The organism is Bacteroides sp. AM16-13, from assembly GCF_003602705.1.
GTDB lineage: Bacteria > Bacteroidota > Bacteroidia > Bacteroidales > Bacteroidaceae > Bacteroides > Bacteroides xylanisolvens.
The window spans coordinates 21,500-34,867 of record NZ_QTLK01000015.1 but is presented as its reverse complement, the minus strand read 5'-3'; the positions used below and the strand labels follow the sequence as shown (position 1 = coordinate 34,867).

Sequence of the window (13,368 nt, the reverse complement as noted above, 5' to 3'; positions counted from 1 at the left end):
ACAATTTAATTATCTAAGCCTCTCCCATTCTTTACTTTCAAAATTGTATCTTTTTTAAGCACTTTTGCAGGACGATTATCCTTATCTCAAAACATTACGTAAAAAGTCAATTGACTGTTTTCTATAAATAGCCAATATTCTGTCTACCCTCTCATAATCAATCGGACGCTGAAGTACCTCCATATTCTTTTCCAACTCCTCCTGGGAAGTAAACACATGATCTTTTAGTCCTACTAAATCAAGCAAATCAAGCAGACGGCTCGATAATCCATTTGCTATAGGAATCACAGCAAACTGACGATGATAAAGCAAACTAAACACCAATCCATGGAAAGAATCTGTCACTACAATCTCCGCTCCTCCAATCTGCTCTATCCATCCTTTTATAGCGGGAGGATAACAATATTCAAACCCTCTCAAAGGATATCCATTAAATATCATACGAGCCGGTATACCCATCTTGTATGAAAGATAACGTGCCATATCAAGCTGACAATCATTACGATTTAAAAGATAACAGACAATACGGTGATTGAGAATAATAGATGAAGTAATTTCCGCATAAGAAGAATGCAACATTGTAGGATCAAGCACTAAGTTACTATCAAGGCTAAATTGCTGCTTTAATATATTTTGGCCCGTAACCTCTCTCACAGATATTCCTGAAAAACGATGAAGAAGTTTATCTATAGCAGGCAGTAGCTCTTTATGACTCTCCGGCCACATATTCACCCCAAAACTCGAAGCAAACGACACTCTGCGAACCTGCTCCTCTCCAAAATCAAGAAAATAGGCCAAACATTGTTCACGGCTAATTAAAGGATTCCATGTTTGATCACTTCCTACCAACAAACAATCATAATCCAACTTTGCCTTTCTAAGTTCCTCCACTGTTTTATAATGCCTTGTAAGCGACGGATAAAACTTTTTGCAGAACCTATGAAATTTAATAAAACGAGGAATAAAAATCAATTGTCTCAACTTTATAGGTTCTGGCTGCCTAAGGTCTATCAACTCTACTTCATGTCCCAGTTCCTTGAGGAGACGACATGTGGCATAAGTTTGTAACACTGCTCCACAATTATACGACTTATGATATGTTAATAATCCGATTCTCATTGCTTATGTCCTATTCTATCTATAATCACTACTACTATTCCGTAAACTTTCCGAATCACTTTCAACAGTATCCATGGACTTTTATTCGAAAAGGTATACGCATATACTTTTGAAAATACACTATCACTAAGGTGTGAGGAAAAGAAAGCCAATAACTTTCGTTCAAAAAAATATTGCTGAATCGAATGTCCTGTAACCAATCTATGATTATGAGATATGGCTAAGTTCATATCAGCCTTATCATAAAATAAAGAATCTTTTAATGATGAAAGGAACTGCCTCGCTTTATCAGTATGAGCTATAATCAACGATATACCATCAAAATGTTCTTCATCATATTTAATACATCCCCAATAATCCCCTATGGTAAAGTCTGATTTGCGATTTTTTCCAACGAAAGGACAGTCATAACAAGAATACCTGTTCGTTAATTCGAGACTAAATCCAGTAGTAATTAAATTATTTTTATTTGCATAATCATAAATTTTACCATTTTCGTCTTCGACTTTTAAATTATAACGAAATCCTCTAGGTTTCCATCCTGTTTCCTTGGTACGAAATGACAAAACACGCTTCACTTTATACGGTGCCTGACTAATAAATTTATCAATTAAAATTTTAGAAGGAATTCCACCACAAATTAAATCCACCGTAACCAGACTCCCTTTATAGGTTCTATCTTTCAAAAAAGATAATAGTCCAGCAATTTGACAACCTGTGCCCGAGAAAAGAACCATTCGACCTTCCTTCAAATATTTCAAAGCAAGTTTATAATTTCCAGATGCATTGCTATGTGTATATTTTGATCCCTGCAAACAAGTCAATTCTTCCTTAGTATCAATTGCCTGATGATGAACATAACAAGGTGATTCTATTTTCGCACCAAACACAATTCCCCCTTGTTCTATTACAGAAAACGCCATTGCATAAAAAGCGCCACCTGAAGCACTAGTCTTTCGATGTGTTCTATTTTTTGCCCAAGCTGCATAGAAATCTGAATATTCACTTTTCTGATATTCGAAATTCGAGACGATCGGACAGATTTGTTCACACATGCCACAACCAACACATTTACTTTTATCTATCTCTACATACCGATGCCCATCATAATGTTCAACTATATTTATAGCATTTTTATTGCACACATCTATACAAGCAAAACAGCCTGTACATTGTTTATCTGTAGCCAGTCGAGGTACAAAACTCATAATTTACAATTTAGAAAAGAAGTCTTTATATTTCGCAACAATACTGGTTAGCGAAAGCTCCTTATCTACAAAATTCTTTTGATTAACAGAAAGTTCTTTTAAAAGCACATCCCTGTTTTCTATACACCACTGCATTTTATCCGCTAAATCACCTGCATTTCCTGATTGGAATGCTAATCCCGTCACTCCATCTTCTACAAACTCTTTAAATTGAGGAATGTCAGAGACCAATGTAACGACATTATATCTAAATGCTACCGTTATAGCCCCACTTTGGGCTATATCTTGATAAGGCATAACAAAAACATGACTATCTGCAAACATATTAGCTACATCCTCGTTAGGAATTCGTCTAATCATTAGTTCAAACACATCTGGACACTTTATAAACGATGCATAGTTTTGTTCCCAATTACAATTACAGCTACCAGCAATCCTTACTTTGAAGTTTTCAATACCTCTATCATGCAAAATATTTGCAGCTTCAATCAATAAATCAACCCGCTTATATGCAACAATATTTCCAAAAAATAAGAATCTAAAAGTTCGTTCTTCCTTTTTATTTACTTCAATAGTAGATTCTCCATAATCCTTTAAAGCCAAATGTGCCATTAGAATATTCTTTCCATGAACTTTCTCTTTGAGAATTACTTCCTGACTTCTTGAGAATACCTGAATATTCTTAAAACTACGAATCCACATATTAGTTAGTTTTTTGGCCCATTTTTCCGAATTAGCTCCTCTTGGAGTAGAAACATTGTGACATGCGATAACGACATTTCTTTTAGGAAGCATCAAACGATACATCATAGTGCCATAAGGATGCATAGCTGCTGAAATATAATACAGATTTGGAAGGAATGCTCTAGCTCTTTTAATGATACGTATTAAATCAATTATATTATGAAGGCTCCTAAGGCGATGCGTTAAATAGAAAAAATAGACTTGGACATTAGGATTGTCTTTCAGTACAGATTTTACATATAACTCATAATCGATCTCTTGATTATTTTCCACCACTATTTGCCAATCAATAAAATAATCTTTGGCTAAAAGATTTATAATCGGCAAATCTACATCAATGAAACAACTTGGAGTTATCCAAGATATTTTTTTCTTATTCATATAAAAAAGGTATATATCGTAAGTATCCAACCCCCTATGACAATAATCCTTAGCTCCAGTATTCTTGGGGGGGTGGAGCTATAGCTTACATTATTTCTCAAAATCTTCACTACTATGCATGACCGTTATTTTTTAGACCATGCGGAGGTTGAACAACCGCCAACTATTGACAAAACGTGAAACTCATATTTCTTCTATTTCCATTTAGTCTCAATCAATCCCTATATTTTTTTAATATTGGTAACCAACCAATATCTATTCGACAGCCACAAACTCTAATATAGGTATAACGATGATAACCTAAAACCATGGGCTTAATCACTAAATTCCAAAACTTACCTACAGAATTTTTCTTCTTTTTTATCCCTTTATAGGGTGTAAGTCGCAAGTATTTATCGAATTCATGCGCAAACGGATGTATACATAATCTCTCCATGATATAAAATTTCTTCCTGATTATTAGACTCCTAGCACAAGAACAATTTGTATAAAATTAGCCTAAAAACTTTTTGTACTCGGCAATAACAAATCTATCCATTTCTGCAAGATAAACTTTATTTTGAATTTTCACATTATCGATTTCGGCAACATTGTCCCATATTTTTTCAAGGTATTCTACCCATTCAATTGGATTAGTTGACGCAAAAAGAGGAGCACTTTCTTTTTTAAATATCCCCGCCATACTATGAGGATGAACCATTACAACTTTATCGAAGGATATGGATTCAAATGTTTTAATTTTCAATCCAGTTCCCTGATACACAGGATTAATAGCCACATCTCCTTGAGCGTAAAAATTTGCAGGATTATCTATATACCCTAAAACTTTCACCCCATCTATATTATTCTGGCTTGACATCATTTTACAGATTCCTCCACCTACTACAAGCTCAGCATCAGGAAATGTCTTTCTTATGAAAGGAAAAATGTCTTTAATAAACCACTTTATTCCATTTTGATTAAATTCATTATTTCCAGAAAGAAATAACAGATTATGATTTCCCACCACAGGTTGAGGATGATATCCATATTTACCATATAGATTGTACACCTCGCTATTAGGTGAAAGAAGTTGAAAATAATCGGCTTCTACTTCCTGAAGAGCAAAGATATGTGGACATCTTTGCATTGCCTTTGCCTCGGTATCCGCAGTGATACACATAGTAGGCATACCAACTTTGAGATTCTTGTATGCAATACAATCATGGGTTGCTATTGCCTTCTTAGGAATATGGATAAATTCAAACAGCCGAGATAAATAATAATAATTGATTACGCAAACATCAAAATGAATCTGTTCATCAAGCCTATTTACCATATTTTCCAAGCCATAAGGGTATTGATCATCTACCTGATAAAAACCGTGACAGAAATTCTTACGGTAATACTTAATCAAAGTCATCTTGATCTTTTGTAGTTTACTGACAGTAAACAAGTAATATCTATCTCCCCAATATTTTTTCGATTTCTCAATACTTTCAAAATATGCTTTGGAGTTTTGTCTCAATGGCATCTCACTAATATGGAGAAAATACACATCATGCCCTAACGACTTAAACATTTCTGCTTGTGACAATATCCACCATCTATTTCCTGCATTTGTAGGATGCGTAGGACATTTGGAAATTATAAGTATTCTCATAATTCCTATCTTTTTTGTAAGCTATCAATTATATCTTCCATCATCTTCTTATATTGTTCATAACGCTCTGCAGCAACAGCTCTTACTTTTTCTTTGGGAAAATTCTGCAAAGCAGTTACAATCTGTTCTGCTGAAACTTCACAAACACCCGCATTAATAGGTCTTACATTTGCTTTCAAGCTAAAAATTCCCATAATATGCTCTACTTTGCTTGAACCATCTCTAACTGTCCGATTAAAAAAATCTTTTGTTCCCCAATGGTCAATACTAAAACAGGGTACCGCATTGTGCAAGCTAACTATAATAGGATGCATATTACTACCTACATATCCACTTGAATATTTTATGAGTGCATACCAATCAATAGGCGATAGAGGCACATTGACTTGATAATCAAAATTATGTTGAAACTTAATACCGTTAGGCATTGGGAAAGCGACACATTCTTTTCCATGATTTTTAAGCTTTTGATTTAATTCGTCGAGAATGTTAACTGATAAACTTTGAGAATGAAGAGATACCAATACATACTGCTTAGGTAAATTGAAACGATTTCTAATATCCTCTTCTGACGGAACTAATGCTCCCGCATTATAATTGAAAGAAAAAACAGGATCAGGAGTAACTTCAATGTTTTGTGGGGTCCCTATTGCCAACATCATATCACGAGTCCATGTATCTCTAACAGAAATGTATTTCATATTAGCTAAAGTTTCTCGCATTTTACTTTTCAATGATTTCGAAAACTGACTATATTTGGAGTTCTGACTCGATACAGACATCATTGCTGTTGGAATCATAATAGCAAAACCGATTCCCCAAAACGGATTAGGAAACATTCTCTCAGGTACCGGATGAGCTATATAAAAAGGCTTCCTTCTTCCTTTATGAATTCTTGAAAAAAGAGGATGATGTTGTACTACAGCATCAGAACCTATTATAATAGCATCAAGAAGGTATTCATTAATCATTCTTTCGATATCTTTAGAACCATATAAATTTTCAGTTTGATTAATACAAACATTGTTTACAAAATCCAAATGTGCTTTTACTTGAATACTATCATTATAACCCTTTTCAAGTTCATCTTCTGTTCGATGGGAAAGATAGTTCAAGAAGATCGGATTGTGTCCTGCATTTTTCAAATAACAGTATGTAGATACCCCCTGTATATTAGCTCCAAAATTTGCAACTTTATAAAATGTTAGTATTCCAATATTCATAATTTACTCTTAATAAGTTTATTCTCCTTTATATTTTCATCCAATAGATATAAAAATGTTCCATAAGCAATTATACCAATAGCCCAGCACATCCAGAAGTCAAATACAACAAGAATCATTTTCATAATAAAGAACATTTTATACCCCAAATCAATATATTTCCAATTTCTGATAAATTTGTATATGTAAAAAATAATAGCAGAAACCCCAACTAAGCCGACTGTGGAATAATAACCTATAATTCCAACATCTGAAATATAAAAGTGTAGTACGTGTTTACAATACTCTAGTTTATTACCAAGAGCCAAACTCCCCCACCCTGTCCCAAATATCGGATAAAGAGGTGAATTAGAAAAATCCACTATAAAATATTTGGCAGCAAGATAACGAATGAAGTCCTCACCGGCACCTTGAGAATCAACAGCTTCTGCGCTCATTGCTAAATAATCATCATAGAAACTATAAAAAAGAATCGCCATCACGACCAAACAAATAATTCTGATCTTCCATTTATGTTTGCTTTCTATCATTAATATAGCATACATAATCACTACAACGACCGCGACAATATGCTTCCTTGAACAATAGCATAGAATACCCACAGTAAAAATGATAAAATAAATCATATTAACCTTTGAATATTGTTTCGAGGAAAAAGCTTTACCAGCATAAAATGCAAAGGCTAACATTACAAAATCAATCCCCCAAATGTAGAATCTCCAAAGTCCCATACGGTTCTCAACTATGTCCCATTCATTTTGGCGACCTAAAAACCAATATTCAGGATACGTAAATTGCTGACCAATTTCAATAGCTACCCAAATAAAACAAAATACAGTTACTATTTTCATAAGAGCATTTGGGCTCACTTTCCATATTCTCAACATATAATAAAAAAACAATCCATAATAGGTTGCAATATACCCGTAAAAGTAAGAATGAAAACTAGCATGCCAATCCCCCATAGCAGGAATAATGCTGAAAAACGCTGAAATTAAGGTCCAATTCACAACATTAGTCATCTCTCCACTTGTTATTCGCCGACAATAATAGATACACAAGCAAAATAAGAAGAAACCAATAAAAAATGAAGGTTTAGACAGCCATCCTCCCCAGCTTAAATATATTGAAGACCATCCACAAAAAGCTATAAATAACGTAAGATATATAACAGCTTTTTTCGTTACACTTATTTTTTTATAAGCAGGCAAATTCATTTTATATAAAATATTCTATTGAACTGTTTTTATGATAACCATAACTATATGCTTTCTTCTCACGATATCCAATAATTTTAGCAGGTGTTCCTCCTACAATAGTATATGGGGGAACATCTTTTGTTACAATTGCACCTGATGCAACTACAGCTCCTTCCCCAATGGTAATGCCTGGAAGTATTATCGACCGACAACAAATCCAAGCATAATCGCCAATAGTGACAGATGATCCTTTACCAGCAAAGTATATGTCGTTGTAATCATGATTTAATGTCCATATAATTGCTTCGTACGCAATTACTACATTTTTACCTATAATTAATCCCTTACGACCATCTAGCAAAACTCTAGGGCCAATAGAGACGCCATCATTAACGGCAATTCCCTTAGGATTTCTTATGTGAAATCCTTGATAAAATCGAACATTCTTGGCTAAATTCATTCCAAATAATTTAAGAATATAATATCTTAATCTTATACTTGGGAAATTGGACACTAAACTATTTATTACATACCAAACTAAGCCATATTTGATAGCGCGCAAATGTGAAATCAATCTCATAAACCAAACAATAATCTTTTTAAGATCTTACTTACTTTCAAAGTATCCAAATATGGATAATATTTCACTTTTTCCATCTATTATAAAAAATCATTTCTTTAATTACTTCTTTAATTGTTTTCTTCACCTCGTGAATATGATACATCGTTCTTAATTTGGTAAAATTAACATGAAGATTTTTTTCAATTAAAGACTCCCAATCTTCATTGTCCAGATTATTATAAATAAGATATCTTTCCTTGGGAATCATTCTATTGGAACTTTTTAATGCATCTTGAGAGAAAGCCTCATTTTCTGATAATTCAACCAAATTAACTTGACTATCAATATGATCTAAAAGAAATTTCCCTTTATGAGTATTGCATAATATTAATGATATTCCTTTCTTTAGATTTTTGTTCTGAAAAAGTTCAGAACGTTTCTTTGATATTCCCCACGCATCTCCTATTGTTATATCTCCAAAACGATTGGTATCTCTAAATTGACAAGAATAGCAGGATTCTCTAAGGGTATAATTAATACCATCTTCACTATAGGCATAGCAACGATAAAGAGGCGAACAACTTCCATGTATTTCTATATGAGCATAACTCTTATTGTTACTGATATCAAAATTAATAACACCACCGTATATCCATGGATATTTCTCCTTACTTCTAAATCTAAAATTACTTACTTTACCTCTATTAAACTTGCAACTCCAATAATCTACTTCTTTTTGAAGTAGCCTATAACTGTATACACCATGACAAATCAAATCTATTGTATACAATTTTTTATATTCTTTTTGCAAAAAGGCTTTTAATCCTGCAATTTGACAAGGTGTCCCTATATAAAGTACAGTTTTATCTTTATTTAGAAGTTGTTTAGCCAGAGAATATGTACTTCCTGTATCGCTTTGAATATATTTTGAATTTCTAGCTTCTTGCAAAAGAGAATAATTATCTATACATCTATGTTTTGCTTTCCATTCATCTTCATCTAGAATAACCCCAAAAACATATCCGCCTATAGATAAAACATACTCGGCCATCATTGTACAAGCGCCAATAGTCGCACTCATACGTGAATAATCATTGTCTTTATTAGTTGCAGCAAAACATTGTTTATATTCTCCTACGTTTGATTGGTGTGAATTAACTTCAGGACAAATTTTATCACATAATCCACATTGCACACATTTCTCTTGATTTAATATTGGAAATAAGAAGCCTTCATTATCTTCTACCATATCAATTGCATGTTTTGAGCATATTTGAGCACATGCACCACAACCACTGCAATTTAGTTTATTACAGGTAAATACTGAACTTTTGAAATCTATTGATTTATTTTTATTACTCTGCATAATTTATTCGCCATTTTATATGGGAGATATCTATAGATATGATAAATCAACCAAGAAGAACGATAGGCCTTTTCATATTTAATGTAAAAACATCTTGGAGATTGTTTTGCCAACATTTTATCTATCATCGCATCATATCTATAATCATAATTCCAAGAATCAAGTTCATTGTAATATTTTATCAAATTATCAATACCTTTTTCCAGATTAAATTCAAACGTCAAAGATGGAACAGCCTTTTTTATTTTTTTATTATCAAATGAGGCATCTAATCCCCGATCCCCCATTAATAATTGCTTTTCAGAAGGCATATATTTTGTTATATCTTTGGCATCTACATGATATATAGTACTTTTTAAATTCAATTTAGCAAGAAAAATACTCCAGAATTCATTCCATGTATATTGATAATCACTCGTTATGTGAAAATCTTCATTTATTGCTGCATTATTAGAAAATAACCCAACCACACCTTTAGCAAAATCTGATATATAAGTTAATGTCGTTATGTTATTACCTTCATTCCAAACAAACATTGGTTTTCCATTTTTTAATCTTTCAATAATTGTTCTATGATATTTATAAGAGGGAGCTATTCCAAAAGGTATCCTTTCGTCATCATATGTAATATAAGGACGAATTATAGTATAATAGCATGATGCATTTTGGGATAACTTGACCAGCTCTTTTTCCGAATTATATTTTTCAACATTGTAGTCCCAATTCATATTGGGTTTAGGCGAATCTTCTTTTATCGGAAAATCTTCCTCATTTCTTCGATAAACGCAAGCAGAAGAAATAAAAATGTATTGTTTACAATTATTTTTTAATATAGGGAAAACCCGAGATATATCCGCAGGATTACGTGATAAAAAGTCAACAACCACATCGAAATTACATGAATGCAATGCTTCTTTCCAAGTTTCAACTTTTTTAAAATCACCTATGATTCTATGTACGCTATCCGGAATATGTTTTTTATGTATTCCACGATTTAGTACAGTTATATCCCAACCTTTATTTAAAGCTTCTTTAAGAACTCCCATACTAAGAGTTCCTGTTCCTCCCAGAAGTAACACTTTTTTTTTATCCACGTTTTTTTATTTTATTCCTAATAAAAGAAATTACAACTTGCCTTTCTTGTCTTTTACAACCAACATAAAATATTGTAATTGATACTGATATAAAACAGGTAAGAATATTACCTATAAAAGCAAATAAATTTATACTGTTTATAGAGATTTTCAACAGCAAAGGAACTAGCGCTGAAATTATGGTTACACACATTACATTTAATATCACTTTTGTTATAAAAGATAATGCTGATAATCCTATCATTCCTTTTAAAAACAACAACCTTAACAATAAGCATAACACAGAAATCGTTAACGCTATATACATAGTAGAATATGGAGAGAAACCTATTTTTAATGCAATATATGAAATAGGAAAATTCAACAAGTTTAATCCCCCTACAATTATTTGGTAATTCTTAATCTTTCCAGTTGCCAACAATGCTGTAACTAAAGGATTTGAAATAGATTCTACCATAGCTAAAATCAATGTGAGTTGAACAAAAATAATAGTAAATTGAGGAACTGTCTTCAACCATAAAAGTAAAATATATTCAGTATTTATCAGAATAGGTAAAGATAAAAAGAGAAGCATATAAAAGGATAATCGGGCACCTTGATGTAATAGAGCAAACATATACTCCTTATTCCCAGACGCATACGATTTAGTAATTTGCGGATTCAACGCCATCATAAAATTATTAACAAATCCTATTATAGCACTATTTACTTGTGTAGATACTCCTCTAGCAGCATTAACAACTGGTCCACAAAAAACATTTAAAATTACATTAACACCTTGTTCTCTTAACACAAAAGCTGATGCTCCTATAAAATTCCAACTGGCAAAGCCAAACATACTCTTCAATAATTTTCTATCCCAGCAAAAGTGATAAGTACATTCTTCAAAATGTTTACGACAGTAACAAGTGTAGGTTAGTCGAATAACAGCCGCAACCAAACACATAAGAATGGCATAGAAAACTAGTCTGTCAATAGGCGAAACGACAATCAAAAATGCAATGGTCAGTTTGCCTATAACCTCTAATATGGAGATATATGCGAAAACTGACATCTTCTCATGCGCTATGATTTCCGCATTATATGGAACACTTATAAGATTTATGACAAAAGTGACAATAGAAAATTGAAGTACCCAGTTAGCTGCCACTATTCTATCTACTGGAATAGTCATCTTAGAATTAAGAAACCATACGCCAATAGATTCTATTAATACGACAATAATCAAAGATAACAACATTTGAATAGTAACCGATGCTGAAAATATTTTATTCAGTTTACATTGATCACCTTTCCCTAATTCAAAAGTAATAAATCGACTAATAGCGGTAGACAATGAGCCCGATATTACTGAAAACATAGCCACAACGCCACCAACAACATTATATATACCAAAATCTTCAACTCCCAAAGCATTCAATATGACACGTGATGTATACAAACTCACGATCATCATAAAGAGCATACGAACGTAGAGAAGAAGTGTATTCTTCGCTATGCGTTTATTATTGTCTGTTACTTGAGACATCTTAATAATTCAGGGCTAATTCACCTATTTCAAGCAACGGGCAAACTTTTTTAGTACAACCCCTTGGTTATAATCTATAGTATACGGAATATTTTCATCAAAAGCCCATTGATAACGCTGGTCATAAGGAAGGGATTTCAACGCATTCAATATAGAACCATTATCACCCGGGATGTATATCCTTGAACAAAATTCATTCCAAAAACCTTTTTTTATAGCAGCGTAATATTCTTTCAATTCATCTTTTGTAAAAGTTGGTATATAGTCTCGAATTTCATACCCCAAATTTTCTAATTCATGAGTCAAATCATCAACTGATGAGCCGGGATTATTAACCTGATTTGCCAAAACAGTCCTGTTTGACAGCACTAGCTTATCACGATTACAAGCCTTCCAATGATTCATCAAAATATCATCAGGAAAAAGATCTTTGCCACCATGAAATTCATCAAAAATACGTTGAGCTATTTTGGGGTCATGCTTAAATCGCACCATTTGTAGTCGTAAAAAGGTGTTAAAATCCTGTCCCTTTGTCAACTTATAAAGAAAGCCATACTGTTTGCCACTACGTGGAAAAACCTGTAATCCTATTGTTGTAAGTGGAACTATCTTGAAGTCAGCATCAATATCCAACGAATAATAATAAAGGACACCAGCTACGTGCTCTTTATCTAAAATGGGCGAATAGGTATCTGTCTTCCAATCGTAATCGGTAGTTGCAAAAAACGCTGCCACTTGCGGACTACTGGTCATGTCCAGAAAACATGTTTTATTGTAATAATGCTGAGTCAAACCCAACAAATTCATCTCAAAGCGAAATTGTTGTCCATTCAGTTCAACACCAAGGTCTAGTAGCTGAACTAAAGGATGTGACAACATTAAGAGCTCCATTTCCTGCCCAATTGCCAATTCTTCAATATATTGTTTCTGTTCATTTTTGCGAAACAGACTTGGAGTACAAGGAGAATGAAACTCAGTCTCACCACGAAACAGAAATTTTCTCTCATGCAGATTAGGTTTCAACGAATATCTACCCGATGCCAATCGAGACATAACGAAACTTTCTGATGGTGCATTATTGAAATATCCGCTATAAGGATAATTTAAACTGTCCACCGGAATCAGTTTTGATTTCATTCCAGGCTTCAAAAAAGATGAAGTCGGCTGTTCTGGCACACAAGGAGCAACTTGTCTCTTCCTGTCTGAAGCCAATGCTTTTTGTTCATTCTTTAACACATATTCTAGTGCATCATCTATATTCGGAAATATATATTCGTTTCCTGTTACCATAACACATTTAGT

At 33.1% G+C, this 13,368-nt stretch carries 11 protein-coding genes; all 11 read right to left on the bottom strand.

Annotated elements, in window-relative coordinates; all coding sequences use genetic code 11:
• Window positions 1-81: 81 nt before the first annotated feature.
• Window positions 82-1,119, bottom strand: a complete 1,038-nt coding sequence (locus tag DW173_RS13550) for a polysaccharide pyruvyl transferase family protein (RefSeq protein ID WP_117683858.1) — start codon at window positions 1,117-1,119, stop codon at window positions 82-84.
• The gene (locus DW173_RS13545) at window positions 1,116-2,327 is read right to left on the bottom strand and encodes a Coenzyme F420 hydrogenase/dehydrogenase, beta subunit C-terminal domain (RefSeq protein WP_117683857.1); all 1,212 of its coding nucleotides are present in this window, start codon (window positions 2,325-2,327) and stop codon (window positions 1,116-1,118) included. The genes DW173_RS13550 and DW173_RS13545 overlap by 4 nt, the downstream gene beginning before the upstream one ends.
• Window positions 2,328-2,330: 3 nt before the next feature.
• Complete coding sequence (locus DW173_RS13540; protein ID WP_120144562.1) at window positions 2,331-3,452, bottom strand: glycosyltransferase family 4 protein; 1,122 nt, start codon at window positions 3,450-3,452, stop codon at window positions 2,331-2,333.
• A gap of 493 nt (window positions 3,453-3,945) precedes the next feature.
• Window positions 3,946-5,094, bottom strand: coding sequence for a glycosyltransferase (locus DW173_RS13530; protein ID WP_117683854.1), 1,149 nt, complete (start codon window positions 5,092-5,094; stop codon window positions 3,946-3,948).
• Between the two features lie 5 nt (window positions 5,095-5,099).
• The gene (locus DW173_RS13525; protein WP_117683853.1) at window positions 5,100-6,317 is read right to left on the bottom strand and encodes a polysaccharide pyruvyl transferase family protein; all 1,218 of its coding nucleotides are present in this window, start codon (window positions 6,315-6,317) and stop codon (window positions 5,100-5,102) included.
• A complete protein-coding gene (locus DW173_RS13520) occupies window positions 6,314-7,534 on the bottom strand; it encodes a hypothetical protein (protein WP_117683852.1) in 1,221 nt (406 codons plus the stop codon). The genes DW173_RS13525 and DW173_RS13520 overlap by 4 nt, the downstream gene beginning before the upstream one ends.
• A gap of 1 nt (window position 7,535) precedes the next feature.
• A complete protein-coding gene (locus tag DW173_RS13515) occupies window positions 7,536-7,976 on the bottom strand; it encodes an acyltransferase (RefSeq protein ID WP_117683888.1) in 441 nt (146 codons plus the stop codon).
• Between the two features lie 184 nt (window positions 7,977-8,160).
• Complete coding sequence (locus tag DW173_RS13510) at window positions 8,161-9,444, bottom strand: Coenzyme F420 hydrogenase/dehydrogenase, beta subunit C-terminal domain (protein ID WP_117683851.1); 1,284 nt, start codon at window positions 9,442-9,444, stop codon at window positions 8,161-8,163.
• A complete protein-coding gene (locus DW173_RS13505) occupies window positions 9,417-10,538 on the bottom strand; it encodes an NAD-dependent epimerase/dehydratase family protein (RefSeq protein ID WP_117683850.1) in 1,122 nt (373 codons plus the stop codon). Before DW173_RS13505 ends, DW173_RS13510 begins: the two co-directional genes overlap by 28 nt.
• Complete coding sequence (locus DW173_RS13500) at window positions 10,531-12,066, bottom strand: lipopolysaccharide biosynthesis protein (RefSeq protein ID WP_117683849.1); 1,536 nt, start codon at window positions 12,064-12,066, stop codon at window positions 10,531-10,533. The genes DW173_RS13505 and DW173_RS13500 overlap by 8 nt, the downstream gene beginning before the upstream one ends.
• A 24-nt stretch (window positions 12,067-12,090) precedes the next feature.
• Window positions 12,091-13,356, bottom strand: a complete 1,266-nt coding sequence (locus tag DW173_RS13495; protein ID WP_117810627.1) for an FRG domain-containing protein — start codon at window positions 13,354-13,356, stop codon at window positions 12,091-12,093.
• Window positions 13,357-13,368: the final 12 nt, after the last annotated feature.